Here is a 23,451-nt window from a genome sequence, read left to right as displayed (position 1 = left end):
CCCCCTCCCGCTCGGGAGGGGGCCTTCGTGCGTCGACCCCAGGACCCCGACCCCAGGACCCGCAACCCCGGACCCGCAACCCGGACCCGCAACCCTGGACACCGGGGGAATGGTTAGCCGAGGTAATGAGTTAGGCTAAGCATCACCAGACAGCACTTCCGAGGACCCGCCCCTTGCGTACCAAGACATCGACGACGCCGCTCTCCAGGGCTGAGCTCGTCTCCCTCTCCAACGACATCCGACTGGCCTGCATGCGCATCTCGCGCCGGGTCCGGTTCGAGTCCGACCGCGAGCTCCCCCCGCACCACTTCTCCGTGCTCGCCCGGCTCGAGGACACCCCACGCACCAACAGCGAGCTCGCCGAGATCGAGCAGGTGTCGGCCCCGAGCATGAAGCGCACCACCAGCGCGCTCGTCGAGGCCGGATACGTCGCGCGCGCCGACGACCCCACCGACGGGCGGCAGGTGATCCTGTCGCTGACGGGCGAGGGCCGCAAGGCGTTGCGCCGCATCCGCAGGCACCGTGACGAGTGGCTCCTCGCTCGCTTCGAGACGCTCACCGACGAGGAGCGTGAGCTGCTCCAGCAAGCCGCCGCGGTCCTCGCGAAGGTGGCCACGAAGTGAGCCCGACCTTCCACTCCCTGTCCATCCCGAACTACCGCGTGTACGCGTCCGGCGCGATCGTCTCCAACGTCGGCACCTGGATGGGCCGAGTCGCGCAGGACTGGCTCGTGCTCACCGTCCTCACCGACCACTCGGCCACGGCGCTCGGCCTCGTCACCGGGCTGCAGTTCCTGCCGTTCCTCGTCCTCGCGCCGTTCGCCGGGATGGTGGTCGACCGGTTCCCCAAGCGCCGCATCCTCTTCATGACCCAGACGGCGCTGCTCGTCACGGCCTTGTTGCTCGCCGTGCTGACGGCCACCGGCGTGGTCGAGCTCTGGCACGTCTACGCGCTGGCCTTCCTGCAGGGCGTCGCGACTGCCGTCGACAACCCGGCTCGCCAGACATTCGTGTCGGAGATGGTCGACACCCAGCACCTGCCCAACGCGGTGGCCCTCAACAGCGCCTCGTTCAACCTCGGTCGCCTCGTCGGGCCCGCCGCAGCTGGTCTCGTCATCGCGTGGTTCGGCATCGCGCCGGCCCTCTACATCAACGCCGCGACCTTCGTCTTCGTGCTCGTCGCGCTGCTGCGTCTCGACACGAAGCTGCTCACGCCTTCGCCGCGGGCCCGGGGCAAGGGGCAGATCCGTGCGGGTCTGCGCTACGTCAGGGGCCGCCCCGACCTCGTGCTCATCATGGCGCTCGTGTTCGTGCTCGGCACCTTCGGTATGAACTTCCAGGTCACCATGGCCCTCATGGCCACCAAGGTCTTCGACAAGGGGCCGGGGGAGTTCGGCCTGCTCGGCTCGATCATGGCCGTCGGCTCGCTCGCGGCCGCCCTGCTCTCCGCCCGGCGGGCCCGCCCGCGCCTGCGGGTCCTGCTCACGGCGCTGCTCGGCTTCACGGTCTCGACGGCGCTCCTCTCGACGGCACCGAGCTACCTCCTCTTCGCCGTGTTCCTCGTGCCCACGGGGCTGTCCGCGCTGACCGCCCTCACGACGGCCAACGCCATGGTGCAGGTGAGCGTCGACCCCGTCATGCGCGGGCGCGTCATGGCGCTCTACATGGCCATCTTCATGGGCGGCACGCCGGTCGGTGCCCCGATGATCGGGTGGATCGGTGACGTCTGGGGTCCGCGCTGGACCATCGCCATCGGCACCATCGCCGTGGGCCTCAGCCTCGTGGCGGTGGCCCTGTGGTTCGCTCGTCGGCAGAATGTCGCAGTGACCATCCAGACCCAGCGGCACCCCCACCTGCGCATCCAGCTCGCGTCGGCGGTCCCGACGGCCCCCGAGGTGACGAAGTGAACTTCAAGTTCCGTCACCGGGCGACGGTCGCGGCGCTCGTGCTCTTCATCGCGATCGCGGTCGTCGCCGCCTTCGTGAAGCGCTGACCCTCCCGCCTCCGGCACGCCACAGGAGCGGCCGCCCTGTGACGGGCGACCGCTCCTGGGTGGTGGCTCGGGCTCGGCCTGGGTGGGGGAGTCAGCCGAGGAGGCCACCGGCGGGGCAGGTGACGACCTTCTCGTCGAGCAGGCACACCACCTTGCCCTTGAGTGGGTCGAGGACGCGCACGAGGTCCTGGGGGTCGCCGGCCAGCAGCGGCAGGTGCGGCAGCGCCAGCAGGCGCACGACCTCGGCGGGCAGCGTGGGGGTCGGCAGCGCGACCGGCGGCTTCGGCAGCTTCACCGATGGGAGCGGCACACCGGGCGCCTTCGGCAGGGGCAGCGGCAGGCCGGGCGTGGGCTTGTCGGGAAGTGGCCCGGGGTTCGGTGCCGGCTTCGGCGCGGGCTTCGGTGTGGGCTTCGGCGCCGGCTCGGGTGATGAGGGGCTGGGCTTTCCGGCCGGTGCCGGTGACGGCTTCGCCGAAGCGCCCGGTGTGGGGCGGGCGCTCGGCGAAGCCGTCGAACGGGGAGCCGGCGCACCGGCATACGCGAAGCCCGAGCCCTCGGGGGTGGCCGAACCGGTGCCGGAGGCGGGGCGGGCGGCGGGCAGCGCGTTCATGGGCAGCACCGTGACGCCACGCCGGTAGGCGTCGGCGATCGAGAGCACGGTGCGGACGTACGAGTCGGAGTGGTTGTAGCGCAGGACGGCCTGGTAGGCGGCGCCGGGCCGGCGCAGGTCGGTGCCGCCCGAGCACAGCAGCACCCCGGCGCCCGTGACGGCGTCGGTCAGGCTCTGCGGGTTCGCGACGCCGTCGCCGTCGCCGTCGCGGCCCGCCATCGCCCACGAGGTGGGGATGAACTGCATGGGGCCGACGGCTCGGTCGAACATCGTGTCGCGGTCGAGGGCGCCGCCGTCGGTGTCGGTGATGCGAGCCGTGCCGCGCGAGCCGTCGAGGGGGATGCCGATGATGCCGGGGCGGGCGATGCCGCTCGCGTCGAGCACGTTGCCCCCGAAGCGGGCGTGGTTGCTCTCCACCCGGCCGATGGCGCCGAGCAGCGCCCAGTCGATACCGCAGCCGGGCTTGATGCCGCCGAGGACGCCGGCGGCGCGCTGGTAGGCGGCGACGGCCACCGACGGTATGCCGTTCGCGTCCAGCCGGACCGGGGCGAAGGAGCCGATGGCCGAGATCGCGGCGCGGGCCTCGGACGGCACGGCCACGCGCGCGTAGTCCTGGGTGAAGGTCTGGTAGATCGGGGGCAGCTGCATCGGCGCCGGAGCGGGCCCGGCCTGCGGGTAGGTCGGGCTGCCCTCGGCGATCGCGGTGTCGGGCACGGTGATCGACGTCGCGGCCGCGGCGGGCTGCTCGGCCCCCCGCGTGGCGGCGAAGGCGATGCCGGCCGTGGCCAGGGCGATGACGGGCACGGCTGCAGCGACCCTGCGCGCGGACGTGCCCGCGCGGACGATGCGGACCATGGTGACTCCTTGGACGACAGCCGCCCCCATTGGCGGTTCTGTGCGGATCAACGAGCCGCCGGCGCAAAGGTCACGTGGCGTTTCAGCGACCGAAAGAGCGATCCGCCCGCCTCTGCGCGGAGGTGGCCTTCGCGCGAAGGGGACGGATCGCTCTGCCGATGTTGCCGGAGGTCAGCCGAGCTTCGACACCACGTGGTCGATGGCCTGCGTCAGCTTCGTGACGTCCTCGGGGTCGACGGCCGGGAACATGGCGACGCGCAGCTGGTTGCGGCCGAGCTTGCGGTAGGGCTCGACGTCGACGATGCCGTTGGCGCGCAGCGTGCTCGCCACGGCGGCGGCGTCGATCGCGTCGTCGAGGTCGATCGTGCCGACCACCTGGGAGCGGGCGGCCGGGTCGGCCACGTACGGGGTGGTGTAGCCGGTCTGCTCGGCCCACGTGTAGAGGCGCGTCGAGGAGTCCTTCGTGCGGCCGGTCGTGAACTCGAGGCCCCCGTTGCCGTTCATCCAGTCGAGCTGGCTCTTCATCAGCGCGAGCGTCGACAGGGCCGGCGTGTTGTAGGTCTGGTTCTTCAGCGAGTTGTCGATCGCGGTGGGCAGGCTGAAGAAGTCGGGGACCCAGCGGCCGCTCGCGGCGATCTCGTCGACGCGGGCGAGGGCGGCGGGGGAGAAGGCTGCGAACCACAGGCCGCCGTCGGAGGCGAAGCACTTCTGCGGCGCGAAGTAGTAGACGTCGGACTCGGTGATGTCGACGGGCAGTCCGCCGGCACCCGACGTGGCGTCGATGAGCACGAGCGCGTCGGCGTCAGCGCCCTCGACCCGCTGGACCGGAGCCATGACCCCGGTCGAGGTCTCGTTGTGCGGCCAGGCGTAGACGTCGACGCCCGCCTCGGCGTGCGCGGTGGCGAGCGTGCCCGGGTCGGCCTTGACGATCGTCGGCTCGCCGAGGAACGGGGCAGCCTTGGTGACGTTGCCGAACTTGCTCGAGAACTCACCGAAGGCGAGGTGCTGGGCGCGGTCGCGCACGAGTCCGAAGGCGGCGATGTCCCAGAAGGCCGTCGAGCCGCCGTTGCCGAGGATGACCTCGTAGCCCTCAGGCAGGGAGAAGAGGTCGCGCAGGCCCTGGCGGACCTCGCCGACGAGGTTCCTGACCGGTGCCTGGCGGTGCGAGGTGCCGAGGATCGTGCGTCCGAGGGAGCTGAGGTACTCGACCTGCTCGGGGCGGACCTTGCTGGGTCCGGAGCCGAACCGTCCGTCGGCCGGCAGGAGCTCGGCCGGGATGGTGATGGGCTGGGTCGCGGCGGGGGCTTCGGTCACGGATCCACCTTGCGGATGCGGCCACGTCACGAGGAGGCGGCGGGCGTGTTGAGGTCGGATGACGCCGTTGTCACCGGGCCCCATTCAACCTCACGTGCCCACCCCTTGGACACCGTCTCTCGGTGCGTGGACCGTCGTGCGGTGCTGGGCGGCCAGGTGCACACGCGCACCAGGAGTGCGCGGTTCCGTCGCAGGTGCGCGATGCACCGGCCACCTGCGAGGTGAGCCCGCACCTGCGCGCTCGAGCTGCACCGTTGTCCACAGGTGCTCCGACGCCACCGCCGGCCCTCGGGCCACGATGGGCCGATGGACCTCGAGCAGCTCGCACGCGACGACGTCGTCAGCACCGCCGTGCTCACAACGGCCGGCCACCCGGACGCCGAGATCGCTGCCGCCGTGCGTGCCGGCGTCCTCGTCCCGCTGCTCCGGGGTTGGTATGCCGTCCGCCCGCCTCGGGACGCCCGCGACCTCCACTGGCTGCGCACCGTCGCAGCGTGGCGGCGATATCGAGGCCGCGCCTTGATCAGCCACCAGTCGCTTCTCCTGGCCCAGAACCTGCCCGACCACCGGCTCGATCTCTCCACGGTGCACCTGACTCGCCGCGGCCCGGGTCAGACCCGCAACGGGCCGGGCCTCAAGGTCCACCGGCCCCTGCCGGACCTCCCTGCCGGGCTGTCGTCGCCGCTGCCGGACCGGGTGCCGACCGCGGTCGGCATCGTCCAGGCCGGTCTGGAGGGCGTACCGCTCAGTGCGCTCGTCGCTGCCGATGCCGCGCTCCACCGCGAGCTGGTGACGCCCGAGCAGCTGGACGCTGCGTGCGTTCTGCTCGCGCGGTGCCGGGGCATCGGTCCGGTGCGGGCGATCCTGCGTCAGGCGGACCCCCGCATCGAGTCACCGGGCGAGAGCATCATCGGGCACCGGCTGCGTGCGCTCGGCCACGTCCTCGACCCGCAGTTCGCGGTCGACACCGACCTGGGCACGCGCTACGCCGACTTCCGCATCGAGGGCACCCGCGTCCTCGTGGAGTTCGACGGCGCACAGAAGTACGGCGAGGGCGGTGCGGCGTTCCAGGAGAAGCGGCGCGAGGACGCGATGCGCAGGAAGGGCTGGTTCTTCGCGCGGTACGTCTGGAGCGAGCTCGACGACATCGCGCTGATTCGCGCCCGCGCCGAGCAGGCGATCATCGACTCGCGACGGTGGGCCGCCGCGTGACCGCCTCCCTCGCGGGTGGTGGATGGTCGCACGGCTGCGCGCTGCCTTCACGGGTGCACGATGCACCGACCACTCCTGCCGGAACGGCGCACTCCTGCCGGAGCGGCTCACCTCTGCAGGCTGCCCACACTCTCAGCCGAGGGCGTACGCGTCGGGAGAGGTCAGCGGACGACGCCGCCGAGCGACCGGTTCACGTAGCCTCCGGGCCTGCCGTCGTAGTAGCAGAGCGTGCCGTCGCTCCCGCGGCCGAACATCACGAACGTGCCGTTCGGCCGGCTGACCACGTCGGTGGCCGAGGTGTACATCGTCGTGACCCCGATCTGCAGGGCGCCCCGCTGGACGACGGCCTGGCGGTCGGGCCCGGTGGCGACGGCGATCCGCGCCTGGCCCCCGGTCGTGTCGCCCATCGCGCGCGACGACCAGGCCGACAGGCCGTCGCCGCGCGCGACCCAGCCGCTCGTGCCGGTGGTGCTCGCGGTGAAGGTGCGCTCGTAGGTGGTCGGCCCGTTGCCGCGGCCCGAGACCGTCGTGACCTTGGTCGTCAGGTCGGCCGACGCCGAGAGCCCCGAGGTGAAGATCCCGCCGACCTGCCGCCAGCCGGACCAGCGCGTGCCGTCGTGGTGGTTGCGCCAGCCGGTGCCGTTGGGGGCGACACCCCAGACGTCGAGCGTGCCGCCGCCGACCGAGCTGCCGTGCTGGGCGATGACGCCGCCACCGAGCAGCGTCGAGCCGCGTCGTACGCCGCCGGTGAACCACGTGTGCACGACCTGCCGAGAGGCGTTGCGGGTGAACAGGTCGACGCGTCCGGCCGACGCCGAGGCGGCTGACGGCGCGTCCGTGCTCGTGACGCCGGCGGAGGTCCAGGCCGACCAGGTCGCCCCGTCGTCACGGCTGCGGCGGTACTGCACGACGTCGCCCGCGCCCCGGACGAACGCCCAGATCTCGGTGCCGGTGCGCACCGCCGCCACCCCGCTGGGCGACACGAGCGAGCCCGGCCGCACCGTCGGCGGGGTGGAGGTGGGGGCCACGCGGACGATCCGGTCGTTCGTGCCGTTGGACGTCGTGAACCACAGCGCGCCGTCGGGTCCCGTCTGGACCGTGCGGATGCGGCCGAAGCCCTGCGCGCCGGGGAGGCGGATGACGCGGGCGACCGGGGTCGGGCTGGGGCTCGGGTCGAACCGCATGAGGTAGATGCCCTCGCCCTTGAGCAGCCCGACGGCGAGCGCGCCCTGCCACTCACCCCAGGCGGCGCCCTGCACGAAGGTCGCCCCGCTCGTCGCGACGGTCGGGAATCCGGAGCTCCACATGGCCCGGCGCGCGCTCGGGAACTTCGTCGTGTCGGTCATCGGCGTGGCCTCGTTGTAGCCGGGCACGGGGTCCCAGCCGTAGTTGCCGCCGCGGACCGAGAGGTTGATCTCGTCGTCGCGGTCGGAGCCGTGCTCGGCCGACCACAGCTCGGTCGTGCCGGGGCGCAGCGAGAGACCCTGGATGTTGCGGTGGCCGTAGTTCCACACGTAGCGGGCGTTGCCCCCGCGGGAGTAGAAGGGGTTGTCGGTCGGGATGCTGCCGTCCCAGTTGACCCGCAGCACCTTGCCGCCGAGCGAGCCGAGGTTCTGCGGGTTGGTGCCGACGGCGGCGTCGCCCGTGCCGACGTAGAGCCGGCCGTCGCCGCCGAACCGCAGCCGGCAGCCCGAGTGTCGACCGCTCGTCAGGGGCAAACCGGTCACGACCGGGGCACCGTCGGAGACCGCCGTGGTGTCGCTCGTGAGACGCCAGCGCAGCACGCGCACGTCGAGCGGGTTGCCGGCGGAGTCTCGGACCGACTGGCACGTGTAGAAGCGCTTGTTCGTCGTGGCGGCGGGGTCGGCGACCATGCCGAGCAGGCCGCCCTCACTCTGGGCGAAGATCGACGGGAAGCCCGAGATGCTCACTCTCCGTGGGGAATCCGCGCCCCGCTTGCTCCAGACCTGCCCGGCGCGCACGTCGTAGAGCATGAGACCGCCGACCCACGTGAGGTCCCACGGGTTGCTGAGGCCCGACACCATCGTCGTGACCCGCACCGTGGGCGCCGCCTCGGCGGCGGGTTGCTCCGCAGCGAGCGCGGCTCCGGCGAGCAGGGCGCCCGCCAGGGCGATCGATCCTCGGACTCGCAGACGCTGCACCATGCTGGCTCCCGACTCGGTGTCCCACTTGCTCCCATTCGGGAGGCTACGCGTGCGCGCGCCACCTCGCGCGCCGAGATCGGGCGGTCACCGAGCGGCCACCGAGCCCTCACCGAGCCCTCACCGAGCCCTCACCGAGCCCTCACCGAGACCCACACCGAGACCGGTCACCGAGCACGTATGCCGCCGGGCCCGGTCACGCGACCGGGCCCGGCGGCATACGTGGTGGGTCTTCGTCAGCCGACCCGGACGGTCAGTGGACGATGTCGGCCGTCCACCCGGCGACGTCCTCGGGCTTGCGCGGGCCCTCGCCGATGTAGCGCGACGACGGGCGGATGAGGCGTCCGGTCTGCTTCTGCTCGAGGATGTGGGCCGACCAGCCGGCGGTGCGCGCGCAGGTGAACATCGGCGTGAACATCGACGGCGGCACCTGGGCGAAGTCGAGGATGACCGCGGCCCAGAACTCGACGTTGGTGGCGAGCACGCGGTCGGGCCGGCGGGCGTGGAGCTCGTCGAGGGCGGCCTTCTCGAGCGCGGCCGCGGCCTCGTAGCGCGGGGCGCCGAGGCGCTCGCAGGCCGCCCGGAGCACGCGGGCGCGGGGGTCCTCGGCGCGGTAGACGCGGTGACCGAAGCCCATGAGGCGCTCGCCCTTGTCGAGGACACCCTTGACGTAGGCCGTCGCGTCACCCTGCTGCTCGACACCGTCGAGCATGTGCAGCACGCGGGACGGCGCGCCGCCGTGCAGCGGCCCGGACATCGCCCCGACGGCACCCGAGAGGGCGGCCGCGACGTCGGCGCCGGTCGAGGTGATGACGCGTGCGGTGAAGGTGGAGGCGTTCATGCCGTGCTCGGCCGCGGAGACCCAGTACGCGTCGACGGCCTCGACGTGCTTCGGGTCGGGCTCGCCGCGCCAGCGGATCATGAACCGCTCGGTGATGGTGGTGGCCTTGTCGACCTCGCGTTGCGGCACCATCGGCTTGTCGAGTCCGCGGGCCGACTGGCCGACGAAGGACAGCGCCATGACGGCGGCCCGGGCGAGGTTGTCGCGCACCTCCTCCGGATCGATGTCGAGGGTGGGCTTGAAACCCCAGACCGGTGCGAGCATCGCGAGGGCCGACTGGACGTCGACGCGTACGTCGCCCGTGTGCAGGGGCAGCGGGTAGGGCTCGGCGGGAGGAAGGCCCGGGTCGAACTCGTTGTCGACGAGCAGCCCCCAGACGTGGCCGAAGTCGACGTGGCCGACGAGGTCGTTGATGTCGACCCCGCGGTAGCGCAGCGCCCCGCCCTCCTTGTCCGGCTCGGCGATGGTCGACTCGAAGGCGATGACGCCCTCGAGTCCTGGCTTGAAGTCGGGGTCGGGCGTGCTGTCTGCCATGTGCGTCCTTGCTGTGCAGGCGGTACCACCGCGGTGTGGAGGCCAGCAGCCGTCGAGGGCCGGAGTGGGCGTGGGTCGTGGCTGCCAGACTTCACCGTATGCCGTCAGCCGCCGACCGGACCGTGTTTCGTGACGCCGTGTTCGCCACACGAGACCTCCACCAGGACGCCGTCCGGTTCGAGGGCACCGACTTTACCGGCGCGCACGCGGAGGGCGCGTCGTTCCTCGAGTGCACGCTCGTGGGGGCGACTCTGGACGAGGTGCACCTGGCGGGATCCCGCTGGTCGGAGTGCGAGTGGGAGCGGGTCCACGGCGTCGGGGTGGGCCTGGTCGAGGCGAGCCTGGTCGAGACGACCATCGACGGCTGCCGGCTCGCGGCGGTGTCGGCCTGGGGCTCGACGTGGCGCGATGTCACGGTGGTCGGCGGCAAGGTCGACTTCCTCAATCTGCGCGGTGCCAGGCTCAAGGACGTCGCGTTCGTCGACTGCGTCGTCGTCGAGCTCGACCTGCAGGAGGCGGTGGTCGACGGGCTGACCTTCGAGGGCTGCACGCTCCAGCAGCCGTCCTTCGGCCGTGGAACGTATGCCGGCCTCGACCTCTCGGGCGCATCGTTGAGGTCGCCGGTGGGGCTGGCCGGCCTCAAGGGGGCGACGCTGAGCCGCTCGCAGGTCATCGACCTCGCCGACGCCTTCGCCGCCGAGCTCGGCATCGTCGTCGCCGACTGAGGCCACCCTCCCTCCACCGACCCCGACCCGACCCGACCCGACCGACCCGACCCCCGGTTCGATGTATGTGCGCGGCCCAGGGGCCGCGCACATACATCGAACCGGGGGAGAGAACGTGGGGTGGGAGCGGGGCGGTCAGTTGATCTGGTTCGGCTTGCCCCGGCGAAGGGCGGCCGCGGCGGCGTCCTTGGCGCGCTCGGTGGCCTTGACCTTGTCCTGCGGCCGGATGCGCTTCGTCAGGTCGGAGCGCTCGACGAGCATGGAGAGCGGCATGTCGGTCGCGGGGTGGACCGCGACGGGCTCGTCGCCGCTGAACACGACCCAGTGCGCCGCGTCGCCCTTGTAGACCTTGAGGATGCTGCCGTCGGCGAGCGACCTGGCGTGCGCCATCGCCTGGCGGCGGGCCCGCTCGCTCGAGATCGCCTTGTTGGCGGCCTCCTTGGCGGGCTCACGAAGCGCCTGGCTGGCCACCCAGATCTGCGGGCCGTACTTGATCCCGAGCTTGACGGTCTGGGTCACGAGCTTTCCCTTGCCTGCCATCGTCCGACTCCTCACGGCCCCGGGCCGGCCGGGGCTCTCGCTGGGCCCGCGCGCGCCGTGGCCTGACGCTCGTGCGGGCCTTCCTGCCGCCAACCCTAGTCTGGGCTCATGGACACCCACCCCGTGGCGTCGGCGGACGAGCCGCCCCGCCAGCCCGCGCGGACGGCCCAGGACGTACGCCGCATCGACTACTCCGGAGAGGGGCTCGTCGAGGCCGACGTCGCCGAGTCGCCGTACCTCCAGGCCCGCGCGTGGGTCGACGCGGCCCGCGCCGCCGCCGACGAGCGGGCGGACGTGCCGGAGCCCTCGGCGCTGTCGGTGGCGACGGTCGACGCGTCCGGGGCGCCCGACGTGCGCACCGTGCTCATGCGTTTCTTCGACGAGCGTGGCCCGGGCTTCGTGACCAACCTCGGGTCGACCAAGAGCCAGCAGCTGCGCGGCAACCCGCGGGTCGCGGCCGGCCTGACCTGGCCGGCCCTCTACCGTGCCGTCCGGTTCCGTGGCACGGCCGAACCCCTCGCCCGTGACGAGGTCGAGGGCTACTTCGCGTCTCGTCCCTACGGCTCACGGCTGTCGGCGTGGGCGTCGGACCAGTCGCGGCCCGCAGCGGACCGGGCCGAGCTCGAGCGCCGATGGCAGGCGGTGCTGGAGCGGTTCCCCGACACGGGCAGCGACGACGACGTGCCGGTGCCGGACTTCTGGGGCGGCTGGCGCATCGTCTGCGACGAGGTGGAGTTCTGGGCGGGACGGAGCAACCGGCTGCACGACCGCATCCTCTTCCGGCGCACGGGCCCGGGCGACCTCGCCGACCCGGGGGCCTGGACGAGGCTGCGCCTGCAACCCTGACCGGCGACCGTGGAGCTCCAGGACCGTTGAGCTCCAGGGACGTGAGCTCGTGGAACATGGAACAGGGCAGCCCGACGCGTCGGACTGCCCTGCTTCATCCATGGTGTGGATGGGGACGCGGCTATCGCGTGGCCACCTCACACGTTCCGGAAGAAATCACTTCTCGGATCACCTCCCTTCGGTTCGACTCCTCGAACCTACGTCGGGGATGAATGGGGCGGCAAGACCTTTTACCCGGGGTCGGTGGGCAGCTCGTCGTCGCTCGTCGTCGCGTCGGGGCCGGTGCCGGCGCCCGTCCCGCTGCGACTGCCGGGACTGCCCTGACTGCCGGGACCGCCCTGACTGCCGGGACCGCCCTGACTGCCGGGACCGCCCCGGTCGGCCTGCCCGTCGACGCGCCGCCGCCGGGTGATCCGGCCGAAGCCCAGGATCATCGCGACGACGGCCACGACGAGGAGGGCGACGACCAGCATCGGCCCCCAGGTGTCCTCGGGTGGCGCGGCCGCGTCGAACGGCACGCCCAACGTCACGTGGCGACCTCGGGATCGGGGGCCACCGCGACGGCTGCCGTCTCGGGCGTGGGACCGATGCTGCCCGAGCCCCCGGGGGCCGCGGACGCCGCCGGCGGCACCGGTGCCGAGGTCGGCCCGGTCGCAGGGGGCGCCGGCAGCAGCGACAGGCTGCGGGCCCCCACGAGCATGGCGAGCAGCACCGGAAGCTCGAGGTAGGCGTGGTAGCTGGCCAGGGCGGCATACAGGGCCTTGCCCTGCGCGAAGTCGACGCCGAAGAGGACGGCGAAGACGGCGGCCACGAGGAAGCCGACGGCCCAGAGCCGTGGCCCGGTCACCCACGGCACCCGGGCCTCGAATGCCGCGGAGGCGTCGGGAGCGACACGCGGCAGCAGGGCCACCCACACGACGTAGTGCATCGTCTGCATGAAGGCGAAGACCGTGAGGAAGCGGCTGCCCAGCAGGGTCGCGGCGGCTCCGGGCGGCGCGCTGGTCGCCAGGACGGTCTGGCCGTCGCCGACGACGCTCCGCACGATGCCCGGGTCGGTCGTGAGCGAGCCGTCGAGGAGCCCGAGCAGGACAACGGCGGGGATGGCGACCACCCAGAGCAGCTGCACGGCGCGGAAGGCCTGCCGCCCGCGCCGCGACGTGATGCGGCGCGACCACTCCCAGAGGAAGAAGAGCGGCACGACGTTGTGCAGGTGGGTGAGCACGACGAAGTGGTACGCCGGGAACGCCAGCGACACCCCCGCGGCGGCGGTCAGGACCGCCCACGCGAGGTGGCGCCGACGGCCGTCGAGCCCGTGGCGCGCGGCGAGCGCGATGATGACGTAGCCGAGGAGGATCTCGGCCAGCTGGGCCGGGCGGCCGACGATGCCGGCGAGCAGACGGCAGATGAAGATCGCCGTGGTGAGGGCGACGAGCAGGTCGAGGAAGGGGCGCCCCAGCAGCCCCGAGAAGCGGCCGGCCACGTAGCGGATCTCGAGCAGGTTGTGCAGGATGCCGAAGAGGATCAGGCCGATGACGGCCGTTGCCATGGGCGCTCCGAGCGCAAGCGCCAGCGAGGCGGCGACGGTCCCGAGCACGAGGAGGGTCACGGTGCGCGAACGCTGCGTCCCGGCCGCGCTGGTGGCGCCCGTCGCGCTGGTGGCGCTGGTCGCGTCGGTCAGCCTGGTCACGCGGTGACCGTCCGCGCGTGGGTGGCGCTGGCCGTGACGATCGTCGTGGAGCTGCCGGTGCTGGTGGCAGCCGCGCGCCTCGCCGGGTGGGTCGGGTGGGGGAGGGCGCTCGCTGCGGGCGTCGGGGTCAACGTGCTGACGCAGCCGCTGCTGTATGCCGTGTCGACCCGGTTCCGCTCGTCACTGCAGCTCGTCGCCGCCGAGGTCGTCGTGGTGGCGGTGGAGGCGACGGTGCTCGCGTGGTGGTGGCGGGTGCGGGCGCGGGAGGAGACGACGACGCTGGCGCTGGCGGTCGTCGCCGCCAATGCCCTGTCCACCGCCGCGGGACTGCTGGTCCCCTGACTCCCGTTCACGCGCCAATCGTTCCGTCGCCCGGATGCCCGCGGCCACCCGAGTGACCCGATCGTTAGGGTCCTGTGAGGTGACCGAGATTCGGGCGAGCGGCGAGAGGGGCGGCGGGGGCGAGGTCGGCAGCCTGCGCGCCATCGCGCTGTCGGCGTACGGCCCGACGCTCCTCGGCTCGACCGGGGCCGGCGCGGTCTCACCCATCGTGGCCGTCTCTGCCCGTGAGCTCGGTGCCTCGGTCGGGGTCGCGGCCCTGCTCGTCGCGATGATGGGCGTCGGGCAGCTGGTCGGTGACCTGCCGTCGGGCGCCCTCGCCGCCCGCATCGGTGAGCGTCCCGCACTGCTCGCCGCCGCCGTCGTGGAGGCGGTCGGGATGCTTGTCGCGGCCCTCGACGGCGGGCTCGTCATGCTCTTCGCGGGCGTCGTCGTCATCGGCCTGGCCGGCTCGCTCTTCGGCTTGGCCCGGCAGGCCTACCTCACCGAGGCGGTGCCGGTGGCCATGCGCGCCCGGGCGCTCTCGACGTTGGGCGGCGTGCACCGCATCGGCTACTTCGTCGGCCCGTTCGTCGGTTCCCTCGTCATCTCGCGCTGGGGCATCGAGTCCGCGTACGCGGTCGGCGGGGCTGCGAGCCTCGCGGCCTTCGTGCTCGTGCTCGTCGCGCCCGACATCACGGGCTCGGCGCACCGGGTCGCCACGGCCGGCGCGCCGAGGAGCGTCGTCTCGGTGCTGGCCCAGCACCGGCACGTGCTGCTGACGCTGGGGACCGGAGCGATGTGCGTGGCCGGGGCGCGCGCCATCCGCGAGGCGCTCGTGCCGCTCTGGGCCGAGTCGGTCGGCTTCTCACCGGCGCAGACCTCGCTCGTCTTCGGCGTCGCCGGCGCCATCGACATGGCCCTGTTCTACCCGTCGGGGTGGCTCATGGACCGCTACGGACGGGTCGCGGCGGCCGTGCCGAGCATGCTCGTGCTGGGTCTCGGCATGGCGCTGCTCCCGCTCGCCACGAGTCTCGTCGCCGTCACGGCTGCCGCCACGGTGCTCGGGGTCGGCAACGGGCTCGGCGCCGGTCTGATCATGACGCTCGGCGCCGACGCGTCGCCCGCCGACGGCCGCGCCCAGTTCCTCGGCGGCTGGCGCCTCTGCGCCGACCTGGGAAGGGCTGCAGGGCCACTGGCGTTGTCAGGACTGAGCGCCATCATGTCCCTCGGTGCCTCCGCTGTCGTGCTCGGCGTGGGCGCGGTCGCCGGCGCGGCATGGCTGCGTGTCTGGGTCCCGCGGCACGACCCGACGCGAGGCTCGACGACGGGCACGATGACGGGCGGTCACTGACCGGCCGCTGACTCTGAGAAGGTATGACCGTGACGGACCTGATCGACACCACCGAGATGTACCTGCGGACGATCTACGAGCTCGAGGAAGAGGGCATCGTGCCCCTGCGGGCTCGCATCGCCGAGCGTCTCGGCCACTCGGGCCCGACGGTCTCCCAGACCGTGGCCCGGATGGAGCGCGACGGGCTCGTCGCGGTGTCGGGCGACCGTCACCTGGAGCTGTCCGACCACGGGCGCCTGCTCGCCACCCGGGTCATGCGCAAGCACCGCCTCGCCGAGCGACTCCTCGTCGACGTCATCGGCCTCGAGTGGGAGTACGCCCACGACGAGGCGTGCCGCTGGGAGCACGTCATGTCCGAGAAGGTGGAGCGCAAGATCCTCGGCCTGATCGGCGAGGGCCTCGAGTCGCCCTACGGCAACCCGATCCCCGGGCTCGACGAGCTCGGCATGCACCAGGACGAGGACTTCCTCACCGGCCTGATCCCGCTCACGTCGGCCCTGCGCGACGTCCCGGCGGGCGTCACGATCCGGCGCATCGGCGAGCCGGTCCAGGTCGACCCCGAGGCGCTGGGGCTGCTGACGAGCGCCGGCGTCGTGCCGGGAGCCCGGGTCGAGATCACCCGCGACGGGGCCTGGGTCGTCGTCGTCCGCGAGGGCGCCGAACCCTCGTCGGGGGTCTCGCTGCCCGACGACGTCGCCGAGCACGTCTACTGCCAGACCACCTGACCGATCGCGTACGTCAAGGTGTGCCCCGATCCACCGGGGCACTTTGGCATGCCTTGCCACAACTTGTCCGGGTCCTGGGAAGTTCCTTGAACTCTGCCCACCTGGAGGTGACAACCCCCGACGGGTTGGGTAGCGTGGCCGCACTTGCTCTCCCCGTCGAGCAGGTGCCACGGGTCGGACCGCCTAGTCCTGCCATCGACCAGTGGCCAGTGACGAACCGCATGGCAGGAGCGGGGGAACCACTTTCTCCGGGCGTCGAGAGACGTCCTTGGGGTGAAGCCCTCCGCGGACCGCAACGGTCCGAGTGAAGGCCGGGCAAGTACCTCCAGCCCGAACCCGACAGCTCACCTCGTAGGCGTCGAGAGGTCAAACGTGGCTCAGAACGTTCCCGGGCGCCACCGCGCCCCCGGTCGATTCAACGCGATCTCGGAGCTCAAGACGATCGCCAGGGAGTCGGCCCAGCCGGCAGTCAAGGGCGCCGCGATCGTCGCCGCCTCGGGCGGCCTCGTCGCCTCGTTCGCCGGCACGGCGAACGCCGCTGACGGTGTGAGCGCTGCCGCCGGCCCCGCGGTCGTCGGCCCCCAGCTGGGCACCCTCAAGGCGTCGAACGCCCTGTCGGCCATCGGCTACGGCAAGCCGGCCCTGAAGTCCAAGCCGCTCGTCATCGAGGACGTCAAGGTCGAGCGCGAGCGCGCCGAGGCCGCTGCCGAGAAGGCCGCCGCCGAGCGCGCTGCGGAGCGTGCCGCTGCCGCCGAGCGCGCGTCGCGGTCGACCGCCCGTGTCGCCCTCAACGACGCGAAGATCCCCAGCGCCTCCGGCATCGTCGGCATCGCGCAGTCCTTCTTCGGCGTGCCGTACGTCTACGGCGGCAACTCGCCCTCGGGCTTCGACTGCTCGGGCCTCACGTCCTACGTCTACCGTCAGGCGGGCATCTCGATCCCGCGCACGGCCTCGGCCCAGCAGAACGCGGCGACCCGTGTCAGCGATCCCCAGCCGGGCGATCTCGTCTTCTTCGGCACGCCGGCCTACCACGTGGGCATCTACGTCAGCCCGGGCCGCATGATCGACGCCCAGCGCCCCGGCACGGTCGTCGGCAACCACTCCATCTGGACCACGCCCTCGGGCTACGGCCGCTTCTGAGCCCCTGATCGACCTCTCTCGACGCTGTGCCCTCGCCGACTCCGGCGGGGGCACAGCGCTTTTCGGGTCCGTGGTTGACTGAGTCGATGACCGACCAGTCTGCCGCCGAGTCCACGACCCTCATTGAGCTCGACCTCTGGAGTGACCTGGTCTGCCCCTACTCCTGGGTGGCCAAGCGACGTGTCGAGACGGCTGTGGCGGCCTTCGAGCGGCCCCACGACGTCACCGTGCGCCTGCGTTCCTTCGAGCTGGACCCCGACGTGCCGCGAGGCGGCCAGGTGCCGGTCAGCGAGCACCTGACGGTGCGCCACGGCGGTGACGCCGAGGTGGGACGCCTCATGAACGCCCGGGCGAGCGAGGTCGCCGAGGCCGACGACCTCTACTTCGACTGGGACCGTGCCGTGCGGGCCAACAGCTTCGACGCCCACCGCCTCTGCGCACTGGCCGGCGAGATGGGCGGCCCGGCGCTGAGGTCGGCCGCCGTCGAGCGCTTCCAGTCCGCCCATTTCAGCGAGGGACTCGCGATCGACGACCATGAGGTGCTCCAGCGCCTGTCCGCCGAGTGCGGGCTCGACGAGCGCCGCGTCTCTGCCGTCCTCGCATCCGACGAGTACGCCGACCGGGTGCGCACCGACGAGCAGCAGGCGCGCTCGATGGGTGTCACCTCGACGCCGTTCGTCGTCGCCAACGCGTATGCCGCCGTGTCCGGGGCGCGGTCCGTGGACGACTACCTCGCGCTGTTGCGTGGCGTCGCGACCGCGACCGTCTGAGCACCAGGCAAAACCCGCAAATCGCCTATAACGCAACGGGATTCGTCCACCCCTTGGCATGTCACGTTGACATCGGCGACACGGCACCTCCTCCGGGTGGAGGATGCCCCCAGTGCGTCGACGCCGCGAGGGCGGATCGGGGCTCCCGTCACAGGGTCGCGCACTGTTGAACTGGCCGACTGCGGCCGGGCGCAGCCTGGCGGACCTCGGGACGGGAGATCGTGGCGCGGGTTCACGACGAGCACGGCGACGACAGGGCCGCCGCGGCCGGCGATGACCGGGCGGGCGAGGCGGTCCTGGCGGCGTGGAGGGGACTTCCGAGCGAGTCGCGCGCGCTCCTCTGGCGGCTCGTCGTGCACGAGGACGGAGTCGTGCGGTCGACGCCGGCAGCCGGGACGACGCCTCACGGCCCTTCTGGCCGGGGCGAGCGGGCGCGAGCCAGGCTGCGCCTCGGCCTGCTCTCCGAGCTGGTGGCCCGCGCCGAGACACCCGAGTGCGCCGCTGCGCGCAGAAGACTGGGCAGCCACCTGCGCGGCTCGTCGTGGCAGCCCGGGAGGTGGGAGGTCGACGGGCACCTCGGGGAGTGTCCACGGTGTCGCACGGCGGTGGAGGTCCTCGCCGACGTCGACCGCGCGATCCGGGAGCGGGTGGCTCCGGCCCTGCTGCCGGGAGCCTTCACGACGGAGCCGCAGACGGGCGACGCGGTGCCGGCGGCGGCCGGGCCGCGGGATGCGGAGGAGGCGCACGAGCCGGGCGCGCTCGGCCGTCTCGACGGGCCCGAGCGTCACGGGGAGTCGGAGGCGCTGAACCGGCTGGACCTCCTGCACCGCGTGGCTGGTGAGGTCGCGGGTGACACGGCCGGAGCGCAGTCGCCGGCTGCGCGCGTGCTGTCCTTTCCGGGGCGGCCGGTCTCTCTCGTGACCGCTGCGGCGTCCCTGGCGCTGGCGGCGACGCTGTATGCGCTCGGTTCCGTGCCGGGCGGCGCGGTCACGGTGGATGCGCCCGCTGGGCAGGGTCCGCCCGTGTCGGCCCGCACCGGCCCAGCAGAACCGGCTGCTGACCCGGCCGCTGGCCCGGCGGCGCCCGCAGCGGCCGGGCGGCAGCAGGCCATCGGGGTGGCCGTGGCCGAGTCGGCTTCCGGCCCCCGCGACGTCGGCACCGAACCGCCAACCGACGCAGGGCCGCACACCACCGCGGGCGGGTGGGACGTCAGCGGAGCGGGTGCGGCGGCGGGCGGTTCGGCGGCGGCACTCGCGCCGCATACGACGCGTGTCGGCCACGGGCCCATCGCGTCGTCGAGCACGTCGCAACCGCGACGACGCACGTCGAGGAGCGGATGCGCGGCCACGTGGTCGCCGAGGTGACGCTCGCGTGACCGGTTCGGCACAGGTCGCTGCCGGTGCCCTGGTGGTGCCTTCGTGGGTCGCTCCGGCTCGGTGCTCCCGGGGACGGGCCTACGGGCTGCGCTGACGCGTCCCGTCGCGCCCGTCGTCCGGTTCGTCCTCGGATCGGTCGTCCCCGTCGACCCCGCGACCCGAGGAGGTCGCCGTGGCCACGTCGTCGGGGACGGCGGCATACGGCGGCTGGGGGGTCTGGGGCGCGGAAGGAACGGAGGGCGCGACCTCGTCGACGGGGATCACCTGGCTGAGGCGCGTCAGCTCGATGACGGCGCGGATCGGTGAGGTCTGCGGGACGACGAGGCGCAGGTCCTGACGCCGGTCACGCAGTCTCTCGGACAGCCGGAAGAGGGTGGCGATGGCGGCGCTGTCGACGTACGTGGTCTCGGTGAGGTCGAGGACGATCCGCGTGACGTCGTCGGGAACGGCGTGGCCCACTGCGTCGATGACGTCGCGCGCGTTGGAGAGGTCGACCTCGCCGGTGACGCAGACGAGCTGGGTGGACCCGTCGCGGTGCGTGCGCACCCTCGCGAGCTCGCTCATGCGCCGAGGCCCACGCGTACGCGACGGGTGAGCCGCACCTCGGTGCCTGCGGTCATGTGCTCGACCTCGACCTCGTCCATGAGCGCGTGCATCAGCTGGAGGCCCCAGCCGCCTCCGCGGTCGGCTGCCGCTCGCCAGTGGCCGTGGTCGCGAACCCGCACCTCGAGCTCGTCGCCGGTGAGGCGGGCGGTGAGCTCCAGCAGGCCCGCGGTGTCGGCGGCGCTGTAGGCGTGCTGGACGGCGTTGGCGCAGGCCTCGCCGCTCGCGACGAGCACCTCGTTGGCCTCGCCCTCGGGGACGCCGGACTCGTGCAGCCAGCGCCGCAGGGCTCCCCGCAGCTTGACGAGGTTGCGCGCCTCCGCGGGCAGGTGCAGGGCGAGCTCGCCCCCGACAGCGACGGCCGGGCGCATAACCAGCAGCGCCACGTCGTCGGGGACGTGGTCCTCGTCCAGGAAGGTCTGCAACAGCATGTCGCAGAGGACCTCGAGGTCGTCGTCGGGTGAGCTGGAGGGCCAGTCGGTGCGCGAGCCGTTGTGGGAGCCGTTGGGCGAGCCGTTGTGGGAGCCGTTGTGCGAGCCGGTGGGGACGTCGGTGGGCGGGCCGGTGGGCAGGGCGGTGGGTGGGCCGGCGGGGGAGCGGCGCGGTGCCGTGGTGACCTCGCGGCTCAGGCGATCCAACCCGACGGAGAGCGACACGCCGCGCCGCTCGACGAGGCCGTCGGTGTAGAGGAGCAGCGTCGCGCCGGGCTCGAGGACGTGCGACGCCTCGACGAAGGACCCGTCGAGCGTGACCCCGACCGGCGGGGCGAGGGCGCCCGTCAGGTAGGTGCTGCCGCCGTCTGCGACGACAAGGGCAGGGGGGTGACCGGCGTTGCTCCACCGCAGCTCTCGGGACGACGGGTCGAAGACGAGGTAGATGAGCGTCACCATCTCGGGGACGGGCAGCTGTGCGACGAGCTGGTGGACGCCGTGCATCACCGCGGGCGGCGACGGGTCCTGCAGGGCGTACGCGCGAAGCGCCATCCGCACCTGCACCATCGTCGCGGCCGCTTGCAGGCCGTGGCCCGCGACGTCGCCGATCGCGAGCCCGATGAGACCGTGAGGGAGTTGGACGACGTCGTACCAGTCGCCGCCGACCTGCACGTCGGAGGTGGCGGGGACGTAGCGCGCGGCCAGCCCGACGCCGGGCACGTCGGGGAGCCGGTCGGGCAGCAGGCTGCGCTGCAGGGTCTCGGCGATCTGGTGCTCGCGTTGCGCCTTCGCCTCCTCGTGGCTCAGCAGCTCCTGGGCCTCGGAGCGCTCGTGGATCTCCTGCACGAGGCGCAGGTTCGCGGCCGACAGCTGGGCCGTGCGCGTCTCGACCCGGCGCTCGAGCTCGGCGGCTGACACGGCGAGGTCGGCCGCAGCCTTGGCGCGCTCGCTGACGAGGGCGGCGAGGAAGAACGAGGTCAGGGCGACGGACGCGTTGAACGCCTGGAGCGTGACCATCTGCTCCAGACGGCTCGTGCCCTCGAACGGACCAAGCCCTTTGGCTGCAGCCCAGGTGGCGGAGAGCGTTGCGATGAGCGCGGCCGGTGCCGCACCGCGCAGCTGCAGCCGCCAGGCGGCCCAGCCGAGGAACGGCAGGGCCACGAAGAGGACGCGCATCTGGACGACCGTCCACGTGAGCGCCAGTGCTACGGCGACGAGGATCACGGCTCCCTCGAGCCACCGGCGCAGGGGCCACCGTCGCTGCTCCCAGAAGAGCGGGAGGCACAGCAGGAACGGGGCGAACACCAGGACCCCCATCGCGTCGCCAGTCCACCAGACCGCGAAAGCCGTCGGCAGCTGTCCCGCTCGGATCGCGCCGGAGGCGAGGAGGGCGAGCGAGCCGATCGTGGCGCTGACGAGCATGCTGGCGAGCGCCCCGACGAACACGATGGCGAGGGCGTCACGCTGTCGGTCGATCTCGCGACGGAAGCCGACCCGGTGCAGGAGCGTGACGGCGACGACGGGTGCCAGGGTGTTGCCGACCGCGGTGGCGACCGCGGCGGCGAGGGTGGCGCTGATCGGGATGTTGATGGCGAGGGCAGCCACCGCGACAGCGGGCCAGTACGAGCGACCGAAGACGAGGAGGGCTGCCACGGCGATGCCGGTCGGTGGCCACAGCGGTGTCACGTCGTTGCCGACCAGCGAGAGCTCGAGCCCGAGCTTCCCGCCGTAGAAGTAGGTGACGCCGATCGCTACGAGAAGCACGAGACGGCGTACGCCCTCTCGTTCGGAGAGCACGCCGACAGGGCCCGGTGGCTCAGCCGTCCCCACGCGCAGCGTCATGGTCGGGCGCCACCCACGCGCCCCCGCGTCCCCATGGCTGCGAGCCTAGGGAAACGTGGCTCCCGTGACGAGTGTTTCGCGCACACTGTCAGGGAGTGGTCAGCTGTCGCCCGGGGGCGCCCGGGCGCGGCAAGTGAGCGCGACGAGTTTTTCGAAGTGGTCCGCACGCGAGTCGGACCACGCTTAGCGTGGGAACGTGTCGTCGCCCCAGGCCCACCCGGAGTTCCAGCCGCGGCTGGTGCCTGCTCAGAGTGACGGCCGCACCGGGTGCGGGGAGCTCGACTACGGGTCGCTGTTCCGTGCGGTGCCCAGCCCCTGCGTCGTGCTCGACGCCGCGCTGGTCATCCAGGACTGCAACGACGCCTACCTGAAGGCCGTCAGCCGGAGTCGGAAAGAGCTGGTCGGCACGAGCCTCGACGACGCACTGCCCAGCCAGCCGGCCGGGCCCGAGACGGTGGCCGGCTCGGAGCCGGTGGCCGACACGGTCCGGCGCGCCGTCCGTTCTGCCCTGGACACCGGTCGTTCAGTAGTGGTCGGTCTGCAACGCTACGAGATCGATGCCGGCCGGTCCGAGGCGGAGACGGGGGGCCGGCACTACTGGATCGGCACCGCTGTGCCCGTGCCGACCTCGTCCGGCACGCGCCGGCACGTGCTCTACAACGTGCACGACGTGACCTCGCTCGTGCCGCACCTCGCGACCGCCCTCAGCGAGCCGCTCGAGCCGGCCGGGCGGCAGGCCCGCGCCGCGGTCGTGGCCGCGACTGCCGTCGCCGAGCAGAGCCAGCTGTTCGACCTCGCGCTCGAGACCCAGCGGCAGCTCGGCATCGCGGTCCAGGAGGTCATGCTGCCGGCCGAGGTGCCCCTCAGCGTGCGGGAGGCCGTCGAGATCGCGGTGCGCTACCAGCCGGCCTCGGACGCCCTGCGGGTGGGCGGCGACTGGTACGACGTCGCGGACCTCGGGCAGGGCCGGCTCGCCGTCGCGGTGGGTGACGTCGTCGGACACGGTCTCCGTGCCGCAGCCATCATGGGACAGCTCCGAAGTGCACTCAGTGCCCTCACCGTCGCGGACGTCGGCCCGGCCGCTGCCATGACCGCCCTCGACCGGGTGGCGCGGCACAGCCCCGACGCCACCGCCTCGACCGCGGTGAAGGTCGTCATCGATCCCGCACTCGACCTCGCCATCTACAGCAGCGCCGGTCACCTGCCGCCCCTGATCCTCCGGGAGGACGGCACGATCCACACGATGAACCAGGCGCTCGGCCCGCCGCTGGCCGTGACGCAGAAGGTGGTGAGCCGGCCGCTGGGCACGGCCATGCTGCGCGCGGGCGACACCATGGTGCTCTACACCGACGGGCTCGTCGAGCGACGCGGGGAGGCCCTCGACGTCGGCATCGCCCGTCTGGCGGACGCGCTGGTGCGGCTGCGCGAGCTGGACGTCGACTCGATCGCCGACCGGCTGCTGTCGGAGCTGCCGCCACGCTCGTCGCTGCGCGACGACATCGCCCTGATCGTCCTGCGCGTCTGAGCCCCCGGCGTACGCGGGGAGTGTCGCCTTGTGCCTCGTGCCTTGTGTC

General features: G+C 72.7%; 21 protein-coding genes and 1 riboswitch. Of the genes, 12 read left to right on the top strand and 9 right to left on the bottom strand.

What is annotated here, in order from left to right:
* Positions 1–173: 173 nt before the first annotated feature.
* Both ACFQ2V_RS04465 and ACFQ2V_RS04460 read left to right on the top strand, forming a co-directional pair.
* Positions 174–623 (top strand): MarR family winged helix-turn-helix transcriptional regulator, encoded by a 450-nt coding sequence (locus ACFQ2V_RS04465; protein WP_386051128.1) that lies wholly within the window; start codon positions 174–176, stop codon positions 621–623.
* Positions 620–1,906 (top strand): MFS transporter, encoded by a 1,287-nt coding sequence (locus ACFQ2V_RS04460; RefSeq protein WP_386051127.1) that lies wholly within the window; start codon positions 620–622, stop codon positions 1,904–1,906. The genes ACFQ2V_RS04465 and ACFQ2V_RS04460 overlap by 4 nt, the downstream gene beginning before the upstream one ends.
* Positions 1,907–2,083: 177 nt before the next feature.
* On the opposite strand, the gene ACFQ2V_RS04455 is transcribed toward ACFQ2V_RS04460, so the two are convergent.
* Both ACFQ2V_RS04455 and serC read right to left on the bottom strand, forming a co-directional pair.
* Entirely contained in the window at positions 2,084–3,457 is a 1,374-nt protein-coding gene (locus ACFQ2V_RS04455; RefSeq protein WP_386051125.1) for a hypothetical protein, read from the bottom strand.
* A 171-nt stretch (positions 3,458–3,628) separates the two neighbouring features.
* The gene (serC, locus tag ACFQ2V_RS04450; RefSeq protein ID WP_386051123.1) at positions 3,629–4,771 is read right to left on the bottom strand and encodes a phosphoserine transaminase; all 1,143 of its coding nucleotides are present in this window, start codon (positions 4,769–4,771) and stop codon (positions 3,629–3,631) included.
* A gap of 306 nt (positions 4,772–5,077) precedes the next feature.
* On the opposite strand from serC, the gene ACFQ2V_RS04445 reads away from it, so the two are divergent.
* A complete protein-coding gene (locus ACFQ2V_RS04445) occupies positions 5,078–5,983 on the top strand; it encodes a hypothetical protein (RefSeq protein ID WP_386051121.1) in 906 nt (301 codons plus the stop codon).
* A gap of 161 nt (positions 5,984–6,144) precedes the next feature.
* Here ACFQ2V_RS04445 and ACFQ2V_RS04440 read toward each other — a convergent pair whose 3' ends face one another.
* Positions 6,145–8,148: a PQQ-dependent sugar dehydrogenase gene (locus ACFQ2V_RS04440; RefSeq protein WP_386051120.1), complete on the bottom strand. Its 2,004-nt coding sequence runs from the start codon at positions 8,146–8,148 to the stop codon at positions 6,145–6,147.
* 250 nt (positions 8,149–8,398) lie between these two features.
* A complete protein-coding gene (locus tag ACFQ2V_RS04435; RefSeq protein ID WP_386051118.1) occupies positions 8,399–9,520 on the bottom strand; it encodes a citrate synthase 2 in 1,122 nt (373 codons plus the stop codon).
* Between the two features lie 98 nt (positions 9,521–9,618).
* Here ACFQ2V_RS04435 and ACFQ2V_RS04430 point away from each other — a divergent pair, with 98 nt between their 5' ends.
* Positions 9,619–10,245: a pentapeptide repeat-containing protein gene (locus tag ACFQ2V_RS04430; RefSeq protein WP_386051116.1), complete on the top strand. Its 627-nt coding sequence runs from the start codon at positions 9,619–9,621 to the stop codon at positions 10,243–10,245.
* 135 nt (positions 10,246–10,380) lie between these two features.
* Here ACFQ2V_RS04430 and ACFQ2V_RS04425 read toward each other — a convergent pair whose 3' ends face one another.
* Positions 10,381–10,785, bottom strand: coding sequence for a hypothetical protein (locus ACFQ2V_RS04425; protein ID WP_386051114.1), 405 nt, complete (start codon positions 10,783–10,785; stop codon positions 10,381–10,383).
* A 108-nt stretch (positions 10,786–10,893) separates the two neighbouring features.
* Here ACFQ2V_RS04425 and pdxH point away from each other — a divergent pair, with 108 nt between their 5' ends.
* Positions 10,894–11,631: a pyridoxamine 5'-phosphate oxidase gene (gene pdxH, locus ACFQ2V_RS04420; RefSeq protein WP_386051112.1), complete on the top strand. Its 738-nt coding sequence runs from the start codon at positions 10,894–10,896 to the stop codon at positions 11,629–11,631.
* 230 nt (positions 11,632–11,861) lie between these two features.
* Here pdxH and ACFQ2V_RS04415 read toward each other — a convergent pair whose 3' ends face one another.
* Positions 11,862–12,161, bottom strand: a complete 300-nt coding sequence (locus ACFQ2V_RS04415) for a hypothetical protein (RefSeq protein ID WP_386051110.1) — start codon at positions 12,159–12,161, stop codon at positions 11,862–11,864.
* Positions 12,158–13,318, bottom strand: a complete 1,161-nt coding sequence (locus tag ACFQ2V_RS04410) for a hypothetical protein (protein ID WP_386051108.1) — start codon at positions 13,316–13,318, stop codon at positions 12,158–12,160. Before ACFQ2V_RS04410 ends, ACFQ2V_RS04415 begins: the two co-directional genes overlap by 4 nt.
* 3 nt (positions 13,319–13,321) lie before the next feature.
* Here ACFQ2V_RS04410 and ACFQ2V_RS04405 point away from each other — a divergent pair, with 3 nt between their 5' ends.
* The 6 genes from ACFQ2V_RS04405 (at position 13,322) to ACFQ2V_RS04380 (ending at position 18,989) form a co-directional block, all read left to right on the top strand.
* Positions 13,322–13,660 (top strand): hypothetical protein, encoded by a 339-nt coding sequence (locus ACFQ2V_RS04405; RefSeq protein WP_386051106.1) that lies wholly within the window; start codon positions 13,322–13,324, stop codon positions 13,658–13,660.
* A 79-nt stretch (positions 13,661–13,739) separates the two neighbouring features.
* A complete protein-coding gene (locus ACFQ2V_RS04400; RefSeq protein WP_386051105.1) occupies positions 13,740–14,990 on the top strand; it encodes an MFS transporter in 1,251 nt (416 codons plus the stop codon).
* Positions 14,991–15,019: 29 nt separating this feature from the next.
* Positions 15,020–15,715: a metal-dependent transcriptional regulator gene (locus tag ACFQ2V_RS04395; protein ID WP_386051103.1), complete on the top strand. Its 696-nt coding sequence runs from the start codon at positions 15,020–15,022 to the stop codon at positions 15,713–15,715.
* 200 nt (positions 15,716–15,915) lie between these two features.
* A riboswitch (cyclic di-AMP (ydaO/yuaA leader) is annotated at positions 15,916–16,085 on the top strand.
* 2 nt (positions 16,086–16,087) lie between these two features.
* Complete coding sequence (locus ACFQ2V_RS04390) at positions 16,088–16,855, top strand: C40 family peptidase (RefSeq protein ID WP_386051101.1); 768 nt, start codon at positions 16,088–16,090, stop codon at positions 16,853–16,855.
* Between the two features lie 86 nt (positions 16,856–16,941).
* On the top strand, positions 16,942–17,625 hold the full coding sequence (locus tag ACFQ2V_RS04385) for a DsbA family oxidoreductase (RefSeq protein ID WP_386051099.1): 684 nt from the start codon (positions 16,942–16,944) through the stop codon (positions 17,623–17,625).
* A 221-nt stretch (positions 17,626–17,846) separates the two neighbouring features.
* Positions 17,847–18,989 (top strand): hypothetical protein, encoded by a 1,143-nt coding sequence (locus ACFQ2V_RS04380; protein ID WP_386051097.1) that lies wholly within the window; start codon positions 17,847–17,849, stop codon positions 18,987–18,989.
* Between the two features lie 90 nt (positions 18,990–19,079).
* Here the strand turns inward: ACFQ2V_RS04380 and ACFQ2V_RS04375 are convergent, their stop codons facing one another.
* Positions 19,080–19,565, bottom strand: a complete 486-nt coding sequence (locus ACFQ2V_RS04375; RefSeq protein WP_386051095.1) for an STAS domain-containing protein — start codon at positions 19,563–19,565, stop codon at positions 19,080–19,082.
* Positions 19,562–21,832, bottom strand: a complete 2,271-nt coding sequence (locus ACFQ2V_RS04370; RefSeq protein WP_386051093.1) for an MASE1 domain-containing protein — start codon at positions 21,830–21,832, stop codon at positions 19,562–19,564. Before ACFQ2V_RS04370 ends, ACFQ2V_RS04375 begins: the two co-directional genes overlap by 4 nt.
* 241 nt (positions 21,833–22,073) lie before the next feature.
* Between ACFQ2V_RS04370 and ACFQ2V_RS04365 the strand changes: the two genes are divergently transcribed.
* Complete coding sequence (locus tag ACFQ2V_RS04365; protein WP_386051091.1) at positions 22,074–23,402, top strand: PP2C family protein-serine/threonine phosphatase; 1,329 nt, start codon at positions 22,074–22,076, stop codon at positions 23,400–23,402.
* The last annotated feature ends 49 nt before the right edge of the window (positions 23,403–23,451 follow it).

Origin of the sequence: Terrabacter terrigena (assembly GCF_042676085.1) — a bacterium.
Lineage (GTDB): Bacteria > Actinomycetota > Actinomycetes > Actinomycetales > Dermatophilaceae > Terrabacter > Terrabacter terrigena.
Note: the sequence above shows the minus strand (reverse complement) of the source record. Positions and strands in the feature narration are given on the sequence as shown.